This window comes from Pseudonocardia sp. Ae331_Ps2, from assembly GCF_001932405.1.
Classification (GTDB): Bacteria; Actinomycetota; Actinomycetes; order Mycobacteriales; family Pseudonocardiaceae; genus Pseudonocardia.
In genome coordinates this window covers 1-20,797 of record NZ_MCIM01000003.1, presented here as the reverse complement: position 1 = coordinate 20,797, position 20,797 = coordinate 1, and the positions used below count along the sequence as shown (strand labels likewise).

The window sequence follows — 20,797 nt, the reverse complement described above, 5'->3', positions numbered from 1 at the left end:
CGGCGCCGGCTGCGGTGCCGACGACGACTCCGGTTCCGGTGGACAAGGCGAAGTTGGTCACCGATTTCTACACCCAGGCGTTCGTTCACCGTGATGTCGCGGGGGCGTCGCAGACCTATGTCGCGGAGAACTACATCCAGCACAACCCGCAGGTCCCGAACGGCCGGGCGGCGTTCGTGGACACGATGGGCCCCTATGTCAAAGACAGCGGGGTGACGTTCCGGATCGGGCGTGTCGTGGCTGAGGGTGACATCGTCGTGGTCCACGCGGAGTCGACGGAGAAGGACGGGAAACGGTCTGCGATCGCGGATTTCTTCCGTGTCGAGGGCGGGAAGATCCTCGAGCATTGGGATGTCATCCAGGCCATCCCCGGTGATACCGCGAACGGTAACCCGATGGTCCCCGGAACCACTCCCTCGCAGGCCCCAGGACATCCGTAAAGGCGTTCCCGCTCACCTCGGGCGAGGTGAGCGCGGCGTGGCCGCTCCGGTAGTGGGGAACCGGCGCGCTCGGCGGGCGCCGCTGATGGGGCTGGGGTGGCGGTCGTCGTGGGTGGCGAACTGGAGGTCGTCGCCGCCGATGACCATGCTGGTGAGGCGCTCGATCTCGGTGGTGGTGAACTGGTCGGGCAGCGCGATCGGGAGCAACCGGAATCCGTCGCGGAGGGTGTTGAGCGCGGTCGCGAGCCCGGCGACGTTGTCGCGTGCAGCGACGTCGACCTGCACGGTGAGGACATGACGGTTGTGGCTCCAGCGGGATGGGTTGAGGATCACCTCGGCGACCGCGCGGGACAGAACACCGCGGCGTAGCAGCCCGGTGAAGTGATCGGTGAGCACCGCCGCTGCCCGGGAAAGGTCCTTGCCGGGCAGGTCGAAATCCTGGCGGGTGATGACCAGCACCTCACGAGCCCGCCGCGGCGACCCGATCGACGTCGATGACATGGGCACCATGACCGACATCCTATGTGGCCGACCGTTGGCCGCTCACTGTTGGTGATCGAGGTATCCGGTCGGTGTGATCGGGATGTTCCCGGAGGCGATGGTGGCGACGTCGGCGCGTAGTTGGTTGCCGTCGGGTCGGTGGTAGGCGTCGGTGGTGGTGGCGCGGATGACGGGTAGGTGCCGGTAGAGGATCAGGACTTCGCCGCGGGGCAGGGTGCGGATCGCGGCGGGTGGGTAGATCGGGACGCGTTCGGTGGTGCGGCTCCCGCCGTGGGTTGGGGGGAGTAGCCCGCCGGTGGGGTGGGTGTCGCGGTGGGTGGTGCGGTCGCCGATGATCTTTGACAGCCAGGTGAGGGTGTCGTCGTCTTTGATGCCGCCCCACACGGCGAAGACGGTGGAGTTCTCGATGAGGTCGCGGGCGCGGGTGCCGTAGACGGCGTCGAGTTGGGACAGTGATTGCGCGGCCCAGTGGATGAGGACACCGCGTCCGGCGGAGTCGGCTTGCATGGTGGGCAGGTCGGGTACGGGTGTGGCGGAGGGGAGTTCGTCGAGGACGATCGTGGCGGGTGGGTCGAGCCGGCGTCCGGGTCGGGTGAGGGCGAGCCGTCGGGCGGTGGTGATCCATTCGTCGACGATGGTGGTGAGGATCGGGATCGCGGCGGCGTCGTTGTCCTCGGCGATCAGGTACAGCGCTCCGCCGGCGGTGATGAACGCTTCCAGGTCGTAGGAGGTGTCGGGGTCGATGTCGCACAGCCGCCGCACTCGTGGGTCGGAGAACGGTTCCAGGGCGCGGCGCACGGACATCCAGACGGCGTCGGCGGTTTCGGCGACCATGGACAGCTCGGCTTTCAACGCGGCCGCGAGGTGGGCGTAGTCGCTGTGGCTGGTGAGGATGTTGACTGCTTCGTGGGCGGTGGTGCGGTCGGTGGCCCAGTCGGCGATCCGACTCAACGCACTCCCACCACCACCGTCGGCCGCCGTGGTGGTGGTGTGGGCGGCGGCGAGGAGGTAGGCGCCGACGACGCCGATGGCGCGTTGGCGGAACACGCGGTCGTTCCCGGCGCCTCGTCCGCCGCCGGCCTCGATGGTGGTGGCGGCGGCTTCGACGAGGCGTTTCGCCGTCGCCCAGGCTTGTTGTTGGTCGCGGCAGCCGTGCAGCGGTGACCAGGGCAGGGTCGCGGGCCAGGTGGTGGTGCCGGTCAGGTCGAACACCCACACCGGTCCGGCGCCGGGGCGGCGGGCGCGGGAGAGCGCGGACAACTCGAGCAGGTCGGGTTTGGTGGTGGAGCACAACAGAGCGCCGGGTGCGTCGATGCAGATCCCGCACAGCCAGCACCGGGTCTTCCCGGACTGGGTGGTGGCGATCACCCCGGTCGGGTTCGTGAACGGCGCCCACAGTTGCCCGCACGCCGCGCAGATCGGTAGCGGGATCCCGACTTCGCCGGGTGCTGCGGCCCGGATCTGCGCGGGACTCATGCTCGGCCGGGTCCGGGCGGCGGATTCCCGACATGCCGCGACGGAGAGTTCGGCGCGGATCTGTGCGGCGGTGGCGTGTCCGGGGGGTGTGGGGGTGAGCCGGGCGGCGGCGGTGCGGATCGGGTCGGTCACCGGGCCGCCCCACCGACGCTGCCGCCGGTGCCGGACGGTGCTACGGGTGCCGCGGCCTCGGCGGCGGGTCACGGCCCAGCCGGCGGCGGCGACTCCGGTGGTGAGCGCGACCGCGGTGGTGAGGAGACAGTTGCGGAACAGGCCCGGGACCGCGAACAGATACGCCGTGGTCGACCCGGCCGGGGCGGGGATGCCCAACGGGGCGGCGACGACGTCGAGCACGTCACCGGTCCCGATCAGCAGCCACCGCGGCGCACCGGATGCCACCCCGGTGGCCAGGGCGGCGACCTCGACACACACCAGCGTGCAGACACCGAGGACCACGGTGATGAACAGATGGGCGTAATCCTCGCGCCACGACACCTCGGCCCCCGCGCTCACGCCGACCTCTCCCGGGTCCGCTTCAACTCGGTGAACTCCGGCTGCGCCGCCAGCACCGCGACCGCGTCGAATATCGCCGCGCCTCGCCCGGGATCGGGAACCTCGGTCAGAATCGGCCCGAAGATCCCGGCACCGTTGATCCGCACGATCGGCGTGCCCACCCCGCCGCCGCCTGGGTCGCTGACTCCGGCCAGGGCCGCGGTGTGGCTGGCGATCACCGCCTCATCCCAGATCGGATCATCCGCGGCGCCGTAAAGAGTGGTGTCGTCGAGGGCAGCGAGGGTGTCCCGCAGGACCGTGTCCCGATCCTGCGGCCGATCCGGGTGCCGGTGGCGCAGGTCGTGGTAGCGGTAGCCGAACTCGTGCAGGTAGCGGTCGAGATGCCCGGGCCCGCGGGTCGCGGCGATCGCTTCAGCGACCCGGACCGGGCGCCACGCACTCTCATAGCCACGCGCGGCTTCCCGCGGATCCACCGGGTCCTGATTGAGCACACCGAGTGACATCGTGCGGAACGCCAGCTGGATCGGCCGCGTCCCGGCGACGGTGCGGAGCCACTGCGAGGTGATCCACGCATACGGACACACCGGGTCGATGTGGGCGGTGACCTGGGTTGCTGGTGGGTCCTCGTTCGGGGTGGACACGGGCGGCGGCTCCGGAAGTTCTGCAGCAACGTCTGCAGTGGGGTGGGTCAGGGACGTTTCGGTTCGACTACGTCGAATTCGAGGAGGTCGACGCTGGTGGTGGTCATGGCGCGGTAGGTAGTGCTGTGGGCTGTGGTGCCGTGGGCTGTTTCGCGGCCGTGGGCGAGCCAGTCGCAGTAGGCGGCGTCGTCGTCCCAGTGCGAGAGCAGGAAGTAGTGGGGTGATCCGGCGGTGGGCCGGAGTAGTTCGACGCTGCGGAACCCGGGAACGTCGGCGAGGTGTTCGGCCGCTCGGCAGGCTGTGAACCGTTCCTCCAGCTCGGCGTGGTGTGCGTCGGGGATGGCGAGGACGTGGATTTTGACGACGCTCACGGTTCGGAGTTCCTCACCGCAGATGTGTCGGGGGTGGGGTCGGTGAGCTGGTCCTGGGTGTAGGCGACGCCGTGGGCGATGACGAGTTCTGGTCGGTGGAGGACGTCCAGATCGGTGCGTGGGTCGCCGTTGACGATGAGGAGGTCGGCGTCGAGGCCGGGGCGGACTGCGCCGGTTTTCTCGGCGAGCCCGAGCTGTCGGGCGGCGTGGGTGGTGAGCAGGTCGATGATCCGTTCCGGGGTGAAGCGGAGCTGTTCGAACAGCTCCGCGCTGGTGCGGAGGTTGTCGAACACGGCTTGGGGGGTGCCGGCGTCGGTGCCGATGAGGATCGGGACGCCGTGGGTGTCCATCCAGGTGATCTGGGCGCCGAACTGGTAGTCCTCGCCTGTCGCGGTGGCGGTGTTGGTGATCATGTCGGCGATCGTGCGCCAGTGGGCGGGGGTGGTGGTCCCGGCGGCGATGTTCCGTTCGGCCATCGCGCGGGCCTGGTCGTTATCCCAGTTCCGGCGGGCGGGCCCGGAGCGCCAGCCGCAGTGCTCGATCGTGGCCACTCCGGCGTCGATACATCGGATGATCGGCTCGCTGCCGTGAGCGTGGGCGGCCACCGGAAGCCCATGCTGGGCGGCGTGGTCGACGACGGCTGTCAGCAGATCGGTCGAGTACTGGGCGTCGAACACTCCGGGGCCGCCGGTGGTGAGGTAGCCGCCGCCGGCCATGACCTTGATCAGGTCCACGGTGGGAGCGGCGCGGTCGATCGCGGTACGGAGCTCGTCGGCGGTGTCGGCGACCCCGCCGAGGTACCAGCAGTGCCCGCCGGTGATGGTCAACGGCATCCCCGCGGACAGGATCCTCGGCCGCGGGGATGCGGGGACGGCGGTGTCACGGCGCTCGTCGCGGAGTTCGGCGACGATCCCACGGGTGTCACCGAGGTCGCGGACGGTGGTGACACCCGACCGTAGGCTGGCGGTCGCGTTCCGGCGGGCCAGGGCCCGGACCTCGTGCAGCGTTCCGGACACCGCGGTGGTGAACGGGGTCGTGGTGGTGTCGGCGACCAGATGCACGTGGCTGTCGATCAGACCGGGCATGATGCTGGCGCCGGGGAAGCCGCGTACGTCCGCGGCCGGATGCCCCGCGAGCAGATCGGCAGAGCGACCGACAGCCTCGATGCACGCCCCGGCGACCAGGACTGCGTCCGCGCCGTCGGCGAGTTCCGCTCCTGGGGAGATCACCCGGTCCGCCTCGTAGATCGTCAGCATCGTCAGGTCTCGCCTTTCTCCGTGGACACGACCGGAACCGTCGACGGGGCCGCGGTCATCGTGTCCAGCGCTGCTGCCGCTCGGTTCTTCTTCAACCACCGCGATATCCGAATCAAATGCCGGGTGTCTCCACTCTCGCACGCGACAGGAAGCCCACCGGGGATCGCGGTGAGAATGTCGATGGCAGCAGCGATATCGGCCCGGCCGGTGTCGGATCCCCCGGTGATGATGTCGTGCAGGCGCCCGTAACCGTCACTGCACCTGTTCTCCCGAAGCTCATGTGCGGACCGCATGCCCGAAGCCGATCCCGGCGCGGCAGGGCAACCATCCTCGTATTCCGGGACTTCCGGAATGAGTAGGCGCGGGAAAAGTGCGCACACGACTGAATCGAGTTCACGAAGCTGTCGATTGGCGCGTGTCGTGGCGGCTCGGCGAATCCATCGATGTATGTCTGCCGCGGCGAGTGGAAGCGTGACGCCGAGGGCCATGAAGCTGACGCTGAGACAGATCAGGATCGTCCCGATAGGCGGCGGCCACATGGTGATGTGTTCGGGCCCGGAAGTCAGCGAGACATAGTAGTGGAACACGCGGCGGGCGACGAGGACAAAATAGAGAGAGCAGCCCAGAGCCAGGGCGGCGGTGGCTGCGAAAAACGAATAGAACCGGTGACGCATGAAGCGTCCGGCGTCGCGCAGAGACCACGCCACCTGCGTCACGCAGGCGTACAGCAGGTAGCAGCTACCGGAGAGGAAGAAGAGGAGGACCGCCGGATCATGCAGGTTCTCCGGACTCGCCTTCAGCGCCGCCGTCGACCCCACGAAGAAAGGTGACGTAATCAGCAGTGCGCACGCCACGGTGAACGCGCCCCGTTCCACGTAGTGACGCGCAGTGGGGCGGAACGTAGCGATATTGCGAATGTAGAAGAACTGCATCGCGGCGAACGCCGCGACGAGAACGAGGTTCCGTACAACCGCGGTGACATTCGCCCCGAGAAGGCTGTCCAGAAGGACACCTACATCCTCTCGGTAGAGGAGGACCATCGCCCCCACGCCAGCCGAGAACGCGACCGCGGACAGCGAGTCACGAGTGACCCCGGATCGAGCCAGACCCGACACCTGCCACAACACCGCTACAGCACACAACGTCAACAAGAAGAAGGACATGACCTGCTACACCCCCCGAACGCCGAACAGTCGCCCCAGGGCATCTCCGTGAGGTCCGAGGTCCTTCCAGTCAGCCCGGATCGGGAGCTTCGACCACCCAGACAGAATCGCTGCCATGATCTCCGCTTCCCACTCCTGAGGGCTGGCATAAAACGATGTCTGCGGTGTACCTTCGTCTTCGTCTCGCGGGAAGAGTGCGCCGCAGATGAGCGGTACGCCGCTGGTGTTTCCGGTGAGGTGTCCGAGAATGATGTGCGCTATCTCGTGATATATAATATAGTTGACGCGGACGGGTACAAGGGTGTCGAAATAGGCGATGACGAATCGGTCCGGGAATGGGATGACGCAGGCGTAGGACCGTACGTCGGGGAGTCGTCTGCTTTCCAGGATGATGGGGATCCCGAGGTAGTCGGAGAGGCGTCGGCAGAATTCCGGCGGGGCAGGTGGCTTCTGCAGGTCTAGCTCCGCAAGGAGTTTTTTCCCGAACTTCCGCAGCTCTCGTTCATTCACTGCCCGCCCTCCCGCGCGCTGTGTTCTTCAACGAAGACATCTAACCATGCGTAGCGGTGCGAGTACAGCGTGCGGGTAACGAGAGAGGCGAACGGCTACTGCCGGTAGGCCGAGGGTTCACTCTCGTGGTCCGGGGAGTGAACCGGACCGGCAGACGATCGAGAGAACGGATTCGAGAACCTCGACGAGTTCAAATCCGGCGGGCTGCCCCCGGCATATTCGCAGGCCGCCTGCCCCGACCTTGCAGAGCTGGTCGACCAGGAGGTCTCGCTCGACCTCGTGCCTCGGCCGGATCATATCGAAATATCGCGGGGGAGCGTCCAGGTGGACTGAAATATCTGCTAGTTGCTCCAGGGAAGGGTCGCCGCGGAGCGCGGAGACAACAAGAACCCCCACGGGGCCGTCACCGTTGAACGTACTTTCCTGATTATTGTGTTCGGGAAGATTGTTCAGATATGCCCGCCAGCTGCGCCATGCCTCCACGCCGTCGGCGGTGCGGATCCGGATCTGGGTCAGATCCACGAGCCGATGGAGCCGAATACTTGGACTGTCGTCGTCATTCTTGAATACAGACATGGCAGCTCTTTCGTCTAGCAGACGAGCGAGACTCGCCAGCCTCTGGCAGGGCCGTCAGGTGGCCGATCCACCGCCGTCTTTCCCATGCTTGTAGATCATGTCGGTGATGAAGTCAGCAACGAGATGCCGGTGAGCCGGACTCAGGCCTGCAACCCGAGCGGCGATATCCGTCACCTGGTTATCGCGCATCGCCCGTCGCAGCCGCACCTCCGAGAGCGTGTCCCGGACCGCATCGACATCACCGTGAAAAAAGCCCGCCCGGACTTCGAAGAAGTCCGCGAGACCCTGCAGCACCTTCATGGTCGGGTTGACCTTGATCCCGCGGCGCAGCTCAGAGATGTGCGAGGGGGACAGCTCGTGTCCGCGCTCCCGGAGCCACGTGAGGACGTACTGATTGGTGAACTCAGCCCGAGAGCCATCCGCGGGCGGCAGCTCCGCGAACAGATAGTTGATCCGGTCCGCCAACGAGCCCAGCTCGGCATGAACCTTTTCCTGCGTCACCAGCTACCGCCTCCTGCTGTCAAGTCCTGCAACAGCGTAGCTGATCCCGCACCTGCATCCCAGCACCTCCGGCGATCAGAGTACGCACTTGCGCGTCCAGTGGTTACGCTGATAAAAATCAGCGGGCGCGCTTAGAGCGGCGGGGCGAGATGCCTCCGTGGTGCCTCGACGCAGCAACGATGCAGGTGATCGAAGCAGACTGCGGCGCCTTCCGCAGTCTGGTCAAGAGCCGCCCCACTGCCCTTGACCAGCGCACTTGATCTGGACCCGAGGAGACCTTGGCAGTGGCGCGAACCAGCTCCGCAGCGCCGGTACAGACGGCGCCGTGGCGATCAGCCCCGGGCCGCGGAGATGTCCTGCCTCTCCGCGGCAACGGCGACCCTGACCAGGCCACAAAAGACCGGGACGCTTCCAGCACGGCGGCTCGCCGCGTCACTACCTCGCGCCAGCCGCGCAGTACCCGACCTGCCCCGATCAGCTCGGATACCGACTCGGATACCGACTCGCTCATGCCGCTGACGCCCGCACCAGCTGCAGAGTTGGCCGAGCCCCAGGCCAGCTTCGATGAGGAGATCCCGCCCGCAAAGCTGCAACGTCATGATCCGCCCACCGCGCGCCTGGTCGGGGAGTCGTCGTTTCTGCGGTCGGTGCGGTCGTGGGAGCCGGTCTCGGATGTGGAGGCGGCGGCGTTCGCCGGCCGGTTCGCGTGTGACTTCCAGTCCTTCGACGAGGACGTCCCGTGGCGGCGGGCGGAGGTGTTGCGTGAGGTCCTTGCGGATGCGCAGGCGTGTACGTGGGGCTGGTCGGGTTCGGGGCGGCAGCGGGCGGATTCCCCGTTGCCGGGGCGGATCTACCGCCGCTCGGACACGGTGGTGTTCGTCGAGGTCGTTGTCCGTGTGACGTCGTATGTCCGTGCTGGAGCAGTAGCCGGGGCCGATGGCCATCCCGAGAACGACGGTGAGCGCGGTGAGTGGGTGGAGCCGGCGGGGATGATCGGCCGCTCGTGCGCGCCGCCGGAGGCGGACTCGGCGTGGGCTGCGGCCCAGGCGTGGTGGGTCCGGATGACGGTGCCGGTCACCCGCGCTGGTGAGGACGGTCGTCTGGTCGTCGATCCCGGTCTGCTGTCCGGACCTGCTGGTGAACAGGCAGGTGAGCGCTGATGTCATCGAGCAACCATGTACCGGCGCCGGAGCAGACCTCGGAGAAGACGTCGGCGGGTGAGACGCCGTCGTGGCTGGCTGATGGTGCTGCGGCGTGGGCTGCTCCCGGCTCCCCGGGTACGGCAGAGTCGCCGGTTCCTGTGGTCCCGGTCGAGCGGCCGGTTCCGGACGAGTCTCCGGAGCAGCTGTTGGGTGCCGGTTCCGGCGCTGGTCTGCAGCCGGGTCGGCCGGTAGCCGAGCCGCCGGCGCCGCCGGCGTCGCCGGTGTCGGCGGCGCTCTGGAGCGTCGACGCCGCCGGTGTCGCTGCCGGTCTGGATGCGGGTTTCTCTGATGGTGGCGTGTTCGCTGATGTGGTGCGTCCGAAGCCGGCCGCGCCGGCACACGGCTGGCGCGCCGCGGTCCACGCGCTGTCGGGCGGCCGCTGGAATCCCGGTCTGTCGCCCGCGGAGCTGCGCCGGCGCGATCAGGTCCGGCGGGTCACGACACCACTGTCGGGGCCGTTCAGCGTCGCGGTCGGGTCGATCAAGGGTGGTGTCGGGAAGACGACGGTGACCTCGCTGCTCGGGTTGGCGATGGCCGAGTACCGCGGTGACCGGGTCATCGCCCTCGACGCCAACCCCGACGCCGGCACGCTCGGGGACCGCCTGGTCGGGGAAGCGCAGGCAGGGCGGCGGACGGTGCGGGACCTGCTCCACGATCTGGATCGGGTCCAGTCGTCGACGCAGTTGTCGGGTTACACCCACCTCGCCGGTCGCCTGCGTGTGCTGACCTCGGAGCAGGAGCCGGCGCTGTCGGAGATGTTCTCCGAGTGCGACTACGAGGCCGTACTGCGACTGTTGTCGGTCTATCACGAGTTGCTGCTCACCGACTGCGGCACCGGCCTGGTGCATTCGGCGATGCAAGGGACGCTGCGGCACGCTGATGCGCTGGTCGTGGTGGGTGCGCCGACCAAGGACGGGGCGTCACGCGCGGCGCGGACACTGCAGTGGCTCGCCACCCACCAGGACTCTTCCGGCCGGTTTCCGTATCGGGACCTGGTCGCTGACGCCGTCGTGGTCCTGTCCTGTGACCGGGCGTCGCGGTATGTCGATGACAGCGTCATCGTCGACTACTTCGCCTCCCGGGTCCGCGCGGTGGTGGAGCTTCCCGACGACCCGCACCTGGCGACCGGGGACGTCATCGACCTGGCCGCTCTGGCCCCGGGCACCCGCGATGCGGTTCTTGAACTGGCTGCGGCGGTCGCCGACGGCTTCCAGGCCCGGACCTGTGGCCTGGCCTCCCACGGCTTCCGCCACCGCACCAGCGACTTCCACACCCGCGCCCGCGCCGGCCACGGCGGCGGTCAGGCCGGTCGGCGGTGATCGGGTCCGGCCCGACCAGCGCCGCAGTAGCGGTGGTGACGTCGCTGGGTGTCGTGTTCGCTCCGGCCGCCCCGACACCGGCGGAGGCGCGGGTCGAGTGCGGATGGCGGATCACCGCGACCCATGTCCTGGCCGAACTCGACGGTGATGAGTCCGAGCGGGCGCAGGCGTGGCGGGCCGCGCTCACCGAGATCGGCGCGGACCGCCCCGGGTTCGTCCCCACCACCTGCTACACCACCCCGGGCCCCAGCGACACCCGCGACCGCAGCGACAGCGGCGACAGCGGGGCGTCCGGCGCCGCCGGTAACACCGGGAACCGGTCAAACGATCATGAAAACGGATCCAGTGCCGCCCCCGACGCTGGATCGCCCGGACCGCCGACCGGGCCGACGTCCGGGACACCCGCATCAGGTGACACTGCTGGTGAGGTGTTCGGGTGGGGTGTCCCGGACGTCGTCGACGACTTCACCGGCACCGGCCTGGGTGCGGGGTGGAATGCCTATGACGGCCCGGGTCATGCCGGGAACGGCACCCGCTCCCCCGACGCAGCCACCGTCACCGACGGGGTGCTGACCATCGACGGCACCGGGGACGGCACGACGGCCGGGCTGGCGTGGACGGCGCACTCCCAGAAGTACGGGCGCTGGGAGGTTCGGATGCGCGCCCCGACCGGGTCGCCGTCCTACAACGCGCTGGCGCTGTTGTGGCCGACGCAGGAGAACTTCCCGGTCGGTGGGGAGATCGACTTCGCCGAGATCATGAACCCGGCCCGCGACACGATCGAACTCTTTCTGCACTACGGCGCGGACAACTCCCAGGTCCACGGTGAACTGAAGGTCGATGCCACCGCATGGCACAACTACGCCGTGGAGTGGACCCCGCACGGTGTGACCGCGTTCGTGGACGGCCGCGAATGGTGGAAGACCACCGACACCTCCATCCTGCCGCCGGGTCCGATGCACCTGTGCCTGCAGCTGGACTGGTTCCCCCGCGGAGACGGCGAGACCGGGCGGATGCAGGTCGACTGGGTCAAGCAGTGGGGCCTCGCCGCCGGCGAGGGCCCGTCGACCGACACCGCCGGCAGCGAAGGGTCGACCGACGCCGACTCCTCCACCACGGTCACCGACGAGATCAACAACAACACCGGCTGGTCCTAGACGCCGTTCCGCCGCCCGACCGACACCCGCGCTTGTTCTCGTCTGCTCCCCTGCTGACCTGGAGGTTTACCCGCATGTCTCCGCTCCCCCGCCGCGGCGGTCGGCGTGCTGTGCGGCCGTCGTGGGCCGACCACGTCCCGCGCCGCCATCTCCTGCCGGGCCGTCTGCCGGACGGGTCACCCGCCCGCCGCTCAGCGGTCGCGGTGCTGACCGCGACCGCGCTACTGGGCGTCGGGACCTGGACCACCGCCACCACAGCCGCCCGGGCCCCGGCCACGCAGCCGGTGACGGTGCTCGGGCTGACCACCGACGGAACCTGCGACCCGCACACAGCCGAACGCCAACACACTGCCGCGACCGACACCCGCACCCAAGCACGCGCGCTACTCACCGACCTCACACTGTCCGCCGACCCGGCCGACCACGCCCTCGCCGACCAGATCACCGAGCTCGGATTCCGCCCCGCAACCCAGCCGCCCGGGTGGCGCCAACACGCCGTGGACGTCGCCGACCACCTCCACCACCTCACCACCACCCACCCACACAGCGCCCACCCACACAGTGCTGACCCGCAGCTCAGCGAGGTCGGGGTGCGCCTGGCCGCGGCCGGGCTCGGCCCCACACCCGCCGACCTGATCGACCCGCCACCCGCAGCCGACCTCATCAACGACACCGCAGCCGGGGCCGATGCGGCTCTCGGCGCTGTCGACCAGGCCCTAGCCGCAGCCACAACTCCACCACCAGCAGCAGCAACGCCGCCGGTAGCCCGGCCGCGGTCTGCGGCGCCGCCGATCCCGGCGGCCTGCACCGACCACCACCCGGGCACGCCTACGGCGTCGCCGGAACAACCACCCGCGGGGGACAAGACCGCGCCGGTCAGCCTTGGTCCGACCCGTGAACCGGCACCGGCACCGGCAGCGACCGCTGCCGAGCTGCCTGCAGCAGCTCCACCGACCACCATCAGCAGCAGCAAGGACCGTGCCGCCGACACCACCGATCTCGCCCCGACCAGCACCAAGCCGGACAGCACCGAGCCGGACAGCACCGAGCCGGACAGCACCGAGCCGGACAGCACCGAGCCGGACAGCACCGAGCCGGGCGGGCCCCGAACCTCGACCCCACCCGCGACACCGTCTTTGGCGCCGCCTGCAGCGTCGAATCGTGTGGTCACCGATGCCCAGACCGGGCCGGGACAGACACCGTCGGTCGAGGACGTGACCAACGACGCTGCGGCGGCGCGGGCGGCGATCGGGATGGTCAGCGACCTGATGGCCGCGATCGCCGCTGACGGCGGCGCCGACGCCACCCGGATCGGGTCGACCATCCTCGACGCTCTGGACACCGATCGTCTCGCCGCGCTCGGCGCCGACCCTGCCGACCTCGACACCCTCGACCACCTCCGTGACACCACCACCAGCGGCAGCAGCGGTCGGAGCGACCAGCCCACGACGGCGTCCCCGAAGCCGACGCAGGCGCAGGCGCGGACATCGGAGCAGACATCGTCGGGCGAGGCCGAGGTCCGTCCCGGCGCGGCGATCACCCGCACCCAACCCAGCCAGTCCAGCCGTGCCAGCACCACCGCCGACGCCGCATCCGGCGATGAGAGCAGCGACGCGAGCAGCGCTGGTCAGCGCACCAGTACGAGCACACCCGAGACCCAGACCCGTAGCCCGGGGTCGGTGTCGGCGGGCATCGAGAAGCTGAGAACACAGGCCCGCGCCGCAGCAGAGGTCGACCCGGTCGCCCAAGACCTACTTGACGCCCTCGACCGCACCGGCACCGGTGCCGGTACGGAGGACAGCAAGGACGGTGTCGAGCACGGTGTCGAGCGTGGTCGGGTCAGCGGCTCGACCGGTGGTACCGCTTCCACCAGGAACGACACCACCGACGGCGACACCGCTGACGGTGCTGACGGGCTCGACCGCAGAGCTGGTGAGCAGTCGCGTGAGCCCGCGATGAGGGCCGAGCCGTCGCCGGCGACCGGAGATGCAGAAACGGGTCCGGCGACGGACTCGACTTTCGACAACCTAGCTCAGTGCGAGTCCGGCGGGGACTGGAGCACGAACACCGGTAACGGCTACGTCGGTGGCCTGCAGTTCAGCCCGTCGACCTGGCGGGCGTTCGGCGGGCAAGGAGCCGCGCACGAGGCGTCCCGGGCTGAGCAGATCGAGGTCGCGAAACGCGTCCAGGCCGTGCAGGGCTGGGCGGCGTGGCCGACCTGTTCGACACGGCTCGGACTCCGATGAGCACCACACAGCAGGACCCGGCCCAGGCCACGGGCAGTGTGTTCGAGCTCAACCATCGTCTCGGGGCCGCCGCGCGGGCCCGCGCACCCCATCTGGGTGTGGTCGATGTCGAGGCCATCGTCGATACCGCTGCCGCGGCCGCGGCCGGCGGCGCACCCGGCGTCGACCCGATCGATATCGCCGCTGAACTCGGGGCGGCCACCGACGCCGTCCACACCCGGACTGTGTTCCCCGAGACCCGCCCGGTGTCGTGGGCGGCGTTCGGGGCACTGATCCCGGTCCTGGCCGGGTCCGCCGGGGCCGGCGCGTCGTGTGTCGCCGCGGCGATCACCGACGCGTTGCAAGCCGACCGGCGCTGCGCGCTGCTCGTCGACGCCGACGACCCGGCCCGGTCCGGGTTGGCGTGTGCCTCCACCTGGGAGGGGCCGTGGCAACGGCCGGTCAACGAGCAGGTGTCGGTGCGCTACAGCTGGCGTGACAACGCGCTGCTCGCCCGGGTGGAGACTCCGCTCCCGGCGATCACGCCGGGGATGGTGCCGGTGCCGCCGGACTGGTTGCCCGACCCGCCGCCGACCCCGCTGCACACCACGGTGGTCGATCTGGGTCACGGCGGGTGGCGGGCCGCCGCGACCCCCGTCTACGGCGCCGGGGGCTGGCTGCGCCGCGGCCTACCCGCTCAGCGCCCGATCCTGGTTGTCCGCGCGACCCGCCCGTCGCTGCGCCAGGCCGAGGAACTCCTGGCCCGCCTGGAGCCGTGGGTGAGCAGCGGGGCTGCGACACCGATCTACCAGCTGGTCGTCAACAACGCCCGGAAATGGCCTCCCGGTGTCACCGGCGCCGCCGGCCCCCGGATCGAAGCGCTCCTCGACGACACGGTGTTCGTCCCCCACGAACGCAGCTGGGAGATCGGCGGTGTCACCGACGACCCCAGCCCACCCAAAGCCGTCGACGCGCTCCGCCCACTCCTCGCCTCCTGGGGCCTGATCACCTCCCCACGCCACCGCTAACCATCCCCGCCGCCCCCGGACTTTCGGAGCACCCAGCCACGATGTCGCTTCCCCACCTGCTCACCGACACCCTGCTCGGCCACGCCCGGCTCGGCGGCGCCCTGTTCGGGCAGGAGCCCGGACCAGTGCCGGTCCAGGCGATCCCGAACCCGCCGCCGCAGGCCCCACCCGGGGCCGGCGCGATCGAGAACGTCGTGAGCTACGTGCGGTGGGTCGCCGGGATCGCCGTGCTCGGGCTGTTCTTCGGCGGGATCGTCGCCGCCACCGCCGGCCGGATGTGGGACCACCACGGCTCCGGGCGCCTCGGCGCCCGCATGATCGTCGGCAGCCTCGCCCTCGCCGTGCTGTTCGGCCTCGGCTACACCCTGATCTCCCAGTTCGCCGAGACCGCCTGATGGGCCGCCTGATCAACACCGACCCGAGCCCCGACGGCGGGAGCCGCCGCCGCGCACTGCTGACCGTTGCCGGTGCCGGGCTGCTGGTGCTGGCCCTGCTGGTCGGCGTGGCCGTGTCAGTGACCAGCATGTTCACCAGCGGCAGCCCGGACAACTCGGTCATCTCGGGCCCGGGTTCGTCGACCTCGACGGCGCCAGATGCGGCGAGCGTGGGTAGCGGGCCGGAGGCCGAGGCAGCGCTGGCGCGGCGGCCGATGCTCGACATCCCCGCCCAGGCCGCGATGCCGCACACCCTCTCGACGCGCACCGCGGGGCCTCCGATCACGCTGCCGGAGCCCTCTCAGGTGGTGGGCAGCCTGGTGGCGACCGGGTTCCCCGACAGTGAGGAGGGCGCGATCGCGCAGGTCATCGAGCTGGCCCGGGTGGGGTTTTTCGGTGCTGATCCGCAGGTCTGGGCTCGGGCCTACAACTCGATGGCCGAGCCGGGTGCCGCCGTAGCGGAGCAGACGCCCGCCGCGCGGAACCTCGTGGGCCTGCGCCGCACGGCGGACATGCGCGAGACCGGGCCGCTGCCCTCCGGGCTGACGATCACCTGGACCCCGACCAGCGCGATCGTCAAGGGCAGCACCGACGACGGCACCTACACCGTGGTCTGCGTCCTCGGTGAGCTCGTCGCCGAGGACAAGGGCCGCGTGGTCAACGCCGGATGGGGCACCTGCCTACCGATGCGCCGCGTCGACGACCAGTGGCGGATCGCCTCCGGCCCGGCCGCGGCCGACGCCCCCGCAGCCTGGCCGGGAAGCGACGAGGCCGTGGCCGCCGGGTGGCGGGACATCATCCGATGACCGCACCGCACTGGCCGGCCCAAGATCCGGCCCCTCCTCCGGCCGCCGGTGGCGGAGGCTGGAACCCGATCTCGGGTCTGGTCGGCGACTCCCTCCGCGTCATCGCCAAGAACGCGTTCAGTTCTGCGATGCAGTGGGTGTGGGATGCGGCGATCTGGCTGCTCAAGGGCGGTTTCACCATCGCCGACACCGTCTCGCGGGTCGAACCGGGCGTGATCACCGGCAGGTCGCGGGACAACCCGGACCCCATACCGCCGCCGGAGGGCGCTGCGCCGCCGGAACCGCCGGAACCGCCGGAGGGCGCCGAGAGTGCGGTGGATCTGGGCTCGTTGTGGTCGACCATGATCTGGCTGGCCGCCGTGATCGCGCTCGGGTTGTTCTTCTACCAACTCACCATGGTCGCCGTCCGCGGTGGCCGCGGCATGATGCGCGCGGTCACCGGCCCGGCCCAGTTCGGCATCGCCCTGGCGGTGACCACCGGCGCGGTCGCAGTGCTGCTCACCGGCGCGGACGGGCTCACCACGATGTTCCTGTCGTGGCTCGGTGAGTACGGCAGCTTCACCGCGATCCTGGACAACCACGCCGTCGCCGCCCGGTTCGGCGACAACCCCGACCTCGGCGCCGATATCGAGGACAGCGTCCGCTCGATGGTGCTCGGCATCACCGCCCTGTTCGGGATCATCCCCGCCGCGGTCGGCTTCGCCCTGGCCATGATCTTCCGCACCGCAGCGATCATGGTCCTGATCGCGACCATCCCCATCGCGGCCGCCTGCCTGATCGCCGACACGACCGCGCCGATGTTCTGGCGGGTGGTGCGCTGGCTGATCGCGGCGGTCCTGATGAAACCCGCGTTCGCGCTGGTCATCGTCATCGGTGTGGCCATCACGTCCCGCGCCCAGGGCGTGGCCGGGCTGCTGGCCGCCACAGCGGTGCTGCTGATCAGCCTGTTCAGCCCGACCGTGCTCTACCGGATGTTGCCGTTCGTCGAACCGGGCACCAACGCCGGGATGGCGCTGCGGTCACTGGGCAGCCCACGCAGCAGCGGCAGCAGTGAGCCCACCGGCGACAACGGCACCAGCGAAATGATCAACACCGCGCGGGCCACGCAGCATGCCTACGACCTCGGCAACAGCAGCTCCAACAGCGGCAGCGCGAGCGGGGAACTCGGCGGCAGCACCGCCACAGCCCGAGGAACCTCCAGCAACGCAGGACGCGGCGCGGCGGCCGGGGCCGGTGCGGTGGGGGGCGCGGCGGCGGCCGCCGTCGTCGGTGGTTATCTGGCCACGAAGGCCGCCGGGCAGGCCGCCGACGGCTACGCCTCATCGCAGATGGCCACGACCGGCATCGGGCACCCCGGACCCGCCCCCGCCGCCGTGGCCGGCATCGGGCAGATCATCTCCGCCGCCAGGAGCGCCTACAACGCGACATCGAACCGGATCGCACACGGCTCGGGCGACGATCGCGGCCCGGACGAACCCGGCGAAACCGATGGCGGTGGTAACGGCGGTGACGGGCCGGCGCCGCCGCCGGTCGACCCCGGCCCGACCGAGCCCACACCACCCGGTGGCGGCGGGCCGCCGGACCCTCCTGAGCCCGCTCCGGTCAACGCCGGCGCGGCAACGGCCACCACCACTGCGCCCGCGCCCGAGCGTCCGGCCCGGCCCGGCCCCGGCCGAGAGGACAACCGCTGATGCCGTCCGTTGCTCCCCGCCCTCGGGTGTATCGGGGCCTCAACCACGCCGAGGGCATCGGCTGGATCGCCGGGATGACCCCGGCCCAGGCGTTCGGGGTGATCGCGGTCTGCGCCCCCGCGCTGATCGCGATGTCACGCAACCAATGGGCGGCGACCCTCGGCTGGGGTCTGTTCGCCGCGTTCGTCGCCGTGCTGATCCTCGTCCCGGTCCACGGCCGCCCCGCGTTCCGCTGGTGCGCCGACCTGGTCATGTTCCAGACAGGAGTCCTCATGGGCTGGTCCCCGTGGCAGTCCCGCGCCGCCGCCGGCCTCGCCGGTGACCGCTCCGAGCCCGACCTGCCCGGCGTGCTCGCCCGCCTGGAGTTCCCCGACGGCCCGGAATTCCACGGGACGCGGATCTGCCTGATCCACGACACCACCGAAGGCCGCTGGGGCGCCACCGCGAAGCTCACCCACTCCGGGGTCGGGATGCTGTCTGACGACGAGTGCGAACGCCTCGCCTCCCGGCTCGGGTCGATGCTCGTCGGCCTCGGACACCGCGAGATCGTCGACCGCGTCTCCCTGCTCGTGCGCACCGTCCCCGACGACGGCACCGAATACACGGTGTGGCGCGACCGCCACCAACGCGGCGACGCCCCCGCGCTGGCCCGGCAGGTCACCGCCGAGATCGACCGCGACGTCGCGTCGATCTCGGTGCGCACCGAGCTGTTCGTGACCGTGTCCGGCACCGAGGAAGCACTGCGCCGCCCGGCCAAGGCCGCCGGCGGCGGGATCACCGGACGGGCCTACGCCCTCTACCGGCTCCTCGAAGGCGTCGCCGACGGCCTCCGCGGGCTCGGAGTGACCTCGGTGACCTGGCTGTCCTCCACCGGCGTCGCCGAGGCGATCAAAACCGGGTTCAACCCCGCCGCCGCAGCCGGACTCTCGTTCCGGCACCTGACCAGCCCCGACCCCGACGGCACCGCCGGGCTCCCGATCTCCCAGGCCGGGCCCGCCCTCGCCCCGACCCCGGCGGCGCGGGCGTATCACCACGACGGCTACTCCTCGGTCGCCTACGCCGTGCAGCCACCCGAGTCCGGCACGATCTTCGGCTCCCTGGGCCCGCTGCTCGCCGTCCGCACCGCCGGGGAACGCCGCACCCTGCAGATCCACTACGAGATCCTCTCCGCCGCCGCCGGCGCCCGCGTGGTCAAGTCCGACCGGTTCCGCAACAACGTCCTCGTCGACGCCAAAGCCGCCCGCGGGTTCACCACCACCGAGATCGACTCGCGGCGCCAGCGCGGCGCCCGCGAGCAGGAAGCCGCCGTCGCCGCCGGACACGCCGTCGTCCGGTTCACCGTCGCCTCCTCGATCACCGTCCCGGCCGACTGGAACGTCGAGGATCACGCCGCCCGCCTGGAGAACGATGCCTCGGGCCGGTTCCGGCTGCTGCGCCTCGAGCTCGCCCAGGACTCCGCGTTCGTCGCCGCCGCACTCCCGGTCGGGATCGGGCTCCCCCGCCAGAAGAGGACCTTCGACTCGTGAGCATCTTCGGTAAGCGCCGCCGCCGGATCGAGCCCCGCAGCACCGGCGAGCTGCTCAGCCAGTTCACCGACCTCGACGGCATCCCCACCAACACTCCCGCCCCGGAACACGATCCAACCGACGACGCCCCGCGAGGCCGCGGACGGCAGCGGGTCAACCAGACCACCGCACCCCGCCAAGGCCCCCGCGAACCCGGCCGCGGCTGGGCCGCGGTCGACGCGGCCCGACGCGCCCCGGTCTACCGCGCGACGACAGCTGAGATCGGCGGGCTGTTCCCGCTGCTGGCCTCCAACGGTGTGCCCGCGATCGGGGCGCGGCTGGGCTATGACACCCAGTCCGGGGGCGCGTTCTACGTCCACCCCACCGAGTGGGTGCTGCGCGGCATGGTCACCAACCCGAACCTGGTCGTGTTCGGCGAACCCGGCCGCGGCAAGTCCTCCACCGTGGTCGCGCTGATGTTGCGGATGATGCTCTTCGGGGTCCGCTCCCTGATCTCCGGGGATGTGAAGGGCGAGTACACGCCGCTGCTGCGCTCGCTGGGTATCACCCCGATCGCGCTCGGGCGCGGGAGCCCGCACCGGCTCAACGCCCTCGACCTCGGCCCGATCCGGTCACGCTGGAACACCTGGGGTGTCGAGCGACAGAACGAGGAGCTCACCGGGATCACCGCGCGCTGGACCCGGCTGCTCACCGCCCTGGCCGAGGCCCAGGGCTACCCGCCGACGGTGACCGACGAGCTGGTGATCTCGACGGTCCTGCGCCGCCTGGTGGGCGCCGCGGACGGCTGTTCGGAGCTGCGGCCGATCACGATCCCACAGGTCGTGGCCCAACTCGCCGACCCCGCCGACGACCTGTGGCAGGCGACCCGGTTCGCCTCGCACCGGCAGTTCGTCGACCACACCCGTCAGATCACCGACTCCCTCTCGAACCTCGTCGTCGGCCCGCTGTCCGGGCTGTTCGACGAACCGACCAACTTCGACCTCGACTGGGACGCCCCCGTCCAGTCGATGGACCTCTCCCCGCTCCGCAGCCGCGGGGACCAGGCGATCGCGGTCGCACTGACCTGCCTCGGCTCCTGGTCGTCGATGATCACCGACCTCCAGGACGACGGCGACGTCCGCATCGTCGTCCGCGACGAGGTCTGGCGCCAGATGCGCCTCGGACTGCGCGCGGTCCAGGCCGTCGACTCCGACCTACGCCTGTCCCGCGCCGAACGCAAAATCCAACTCCTGGTCATGCACAAACCCTCCGACCTGCTCTCCGTCGGCGCCGCCGGCTCCCAAGAAGTCTCCATCGCCCAGGACCTCCTCGCCCTGTGCTCCACCCGGATCCTGCTCGGCCAATCCACCCGCGTCGGCGACGAACTCGCCGACGACCTCGGCCTCTCCGAACGCGAACAGGCCGTCCTCACCGGATGGGCCATGGAAGGCCCCGGCCGGGCACTGTGGAAACTCGAGAACC

20 protein-coding genes are annotated in these 20,797 nt (G+C 70.3%); 11 read left to right on the top strand and 9 right to left on the bottom strand.

The features are described 5' to 3' along the window. Positions 1–440 (top strand): nuclear transport factor 2 family protein (locus Ae331Ps2_RS29465; protein ID WP_217695665.1); only part of this gene is annotated, 440 nt, incomplete at its 5' end. Positions 441–452: 12 nt separating this feature from the next. On the opposite strand, the gene Ae331Ps2_RS29460 is transcribed toward Ae331Ps2_RS29465, so the two are convergent. The 9 genes from Ae331Ps2_RS29460 to Ae331Ps2_RS29430 all read right to left on the bottom strand — a co-directional run bounded on the left by Ae331Ps2_RS29460 (position 453) and on the right by Ae331Ps2_RS29430 (position 7,948). Further along, positions 453–950 (bottom strand): hypothetical protein, encoded by a 498-nt coding sequence (locus tag Ae331Ps2_RS29460; protein ID WP_075329934.1) that lies wholly within the window; start codon positions 948–950, stop codon positions 453–455. A 33-nt stretch (positions 951–983) separates the two neighbouring features. Then, complete coding sequence (locus Ae331Ps2_RS29455; protein ID WP_075329866.1) at positions 984–2,930, bottom strand: type IV secretory system conjugative DNA transfer family protein; 1,947 nt, start codon at positions 2,928–2,930, stop codon at positions 984–986. Further along, positions 2,927–3,514, bottom strand: a complete 588-nt coding sequence (locus tag Ae331Ps2_RS29450; RefSeq protein WP_371335828.1) for a disulfide bond formation protein DsbA — start codon at positions 3,512–3,514, stop codon at positions 2,927–2,929. The genes Ae331Ps2_RS29455 and Ae331Ps2_RS29450 overlap by 4 nt, the downstream gene beginning before the upstream one ends. Positions 3,515–3,618: 104 nt before the next feature. Then, positions 3,619–3,942 (bottom strand): antibiotic biosynthesis monooxygenase, encoded by a 324-nt coding sequence (locus Ae331Ps2_RS29445; RefSeq protein ID WP_075313405.1) that lies wholly within the window; start codon positions 3,940–3,942, stop codon positions 3,619–3,621. Next, the gene (locus tag Ae331Ps2_RS29440; RefSeq protein WP_083696434.1) at positions 3,939–5,198 is read right to left on the bottom strand and encodes an amidohydrolase family protein; all 1,260 of its coding nucleotides are present in this window, start codon (positions 5,196–5,198) and stop codon (positions 3,939–3,941) included. The genes Ae331Ps2_RS29445 and Ae331Ps2_RS29440 overlap by 4 nt, the downstream gene beginning before the upstream one ends. Before the next feature lie 2 nt (positions 5,199–5,200). Beyond that, positions 5,201–6,361 (bottom strand): hypothetical protein, encoded by a 1,161-nt coding sequence (locus tag Ae331Ps2_RS29435; RefSeq protein ID WP_075313403.1) that lies wholly within the window; start codon positions 6,359–6,361, stop codon positions 5,201–5,203. A gap of 6 nt (positions 6,362–6,367) precedes the next feature. Beyond that, positions 6,368–6,871 (bottom strand): hypothetical protein, encoded by a 504-nt coding sequence (locus Ae331Ps2_RS31665; RefSeq protein ID WP_139319270.1) that lies wholly within the window; start codon positions 6,869–6,871, stop codon positions 6,368–6,370. 117 nt (positions 6,872–6,988) lie between these two features. Continuing rightward, the gene (locus Ae331Ps2_RS31660) at positions 6,989–7,447 is read right to left on the bottom strand and encodes a hypothetical protein (protein ID WP_139319162.1); all 459 of its coding nucleotides are present in this window, start codon (positions 7,445–7,447) and stop codon (positions 6,989–6,991) included. A gap of 54 nt (positions 7,448–7,501) precedes the next feature. Continuing rightward, on the bottom strand, positions 7,502–7,948 hold the full coding sequence (locus tag Ae331Ps2_RS29430) for a hypothetical protein (RefSeq protein ID WP_075313401.1): 447 nt from the start codon (positions 7,946–7,948) through the stop codon (positions 7,502–7,504). Positions 7,949–8,457: 509 nt separating this feature from the next. Between Ae331Ps2_RS29430 and Ae331Ps2_RS29425 the strand changes: the two genes are divergently transcribed. The 10 genes from Ae331Ps2_RS29425 to Ae331Ps2_RS29380 all read left to right on the top strand — a co-directional run. Continuing rightward, positions 8,458–9,108 carry a hypothetical protein gene (locus Ae331Ps2_RS29425; RefSeq protein ID WP_075313399.1) on the top strand — a complete coding sequence of 217 codons (651 nt, stop codon included), beginning with the start codon at positions 8,458–8,460 and terminating at the stop codon, positions 9,106–9,108. Positions 9,109–9,461: 353 nt separating this feature from the next. Beyond that, entirely contained in the window at positions 9,462–10,469 is a 1,008-nt protein-coding gene (locus tag Ae331Ps2_RS29420; protein WP_254864927.1) for a MinD/ParA family protein, read from the top strand. Between the two features lie 35 nt (positions 10,470–10,504). Then, positions 10,505–11,626, top strand: a complete 1,122-nt coding sequence (locus Ae331Ps2_RS29415) for a glycoside hydrolase family 16 protein (RefSeq protein ID WP_139319161.1) — start codon at positions 10,505–10,507, stop codon at positions 11,624–11,626. Between the two features lie 74 nt (positions 11,627–11,700). Beyond that, on the top strand, positions 11,701–13,872 hold the full coding sequence (locus Ae331Ps2_RS34475) for a transglycosylase family protein (RefSeq protein WP_371336479.1): 2,172 nt from the start codon (positions 11,701–11,703) through the stop codon (positions 13,870–13,872). After that, on the top strand, positions 13,869–14,879 hold the full coding sequence (locus tag Ae331Ps2_RS29405; protein ID WP_083696431.1) for a hypothetical protein: 1,011 nt from the start codon (positions 13,869–13,871) through the stop codon (positions 14,877–14,879). The genes Ae331Ps2_RS34475 and Ae331Ps2_RS29405 overlap by 4 nt, the downstream gene beginning before the upstream one ends. 41 nt (positions 14,880–14,920) lie before the next feature. Continuing rightward, entirely contained in the window at positions 14,921–15,274 is a 354-nt protein-coding gene (locus Ae331Ps2_RS29400) for a hypothetical protein (protein WP_083696430.1), read from the top strand. Beyond that, positions 15,274–16,119 carry a hypothetical protein gene (locus Ae331Ps2_RS29395; protein ID WP_083696429.1) on the top strand — a complete coding sequence of 282 codons (846 nt, stop codon included), beginning with the start codon at positions 15,274–15,276 and terminating at the stop codon, positions 16,117–16,119. Before Ae331Ps2_RS29400 ends, Ae331Ps2_RS29395 begins: the two co-directional genes overlap by 1 nt. Next, positions 16,116–17,810: a hypothetical protein gene (locus Ae331Ps2_RS29390; protein ID WP_075313395.1), complete on the top strand. Its 1,695-nt coding sequence runs from the start codon at positions 16,116–16,118 to the stop codon at positions 17,808–17,810. The genes Ae331Ps2_RS29395 and Ae331Ps2_RS29390 overlap by 4 nt, the downstream gene beginning before the upstream one ends. Beyond that, positions 17,810–19,336 (top strand): SCO6880 family protein, encoded by a 1,527-nt coding sequence (locus Ae331Ps2_RS29385; RefSeq protein WP_075313397.1) that lies wholly within the window; start codon positions 17,810–17,812, stop codon positions 19,334–19,336. The genes Ae331Ps2_RS29390 and Ae331Ps2_RS29385 overlap by 1 nt, the downstream gene beginning before the upstream one ends. Continuing rightward, positions 19,333–20,797: ATP-binding protein (locus Ae331Ps2_RS29380; protein WP_083696428.1), on the top strand; the 1,465-nt coding region annotated here is incomplete at its 3' end. The genes Ae331Ps2_RS29385 and Ae331Ps2_RS29380, both read left to right, overlap by 4 nt.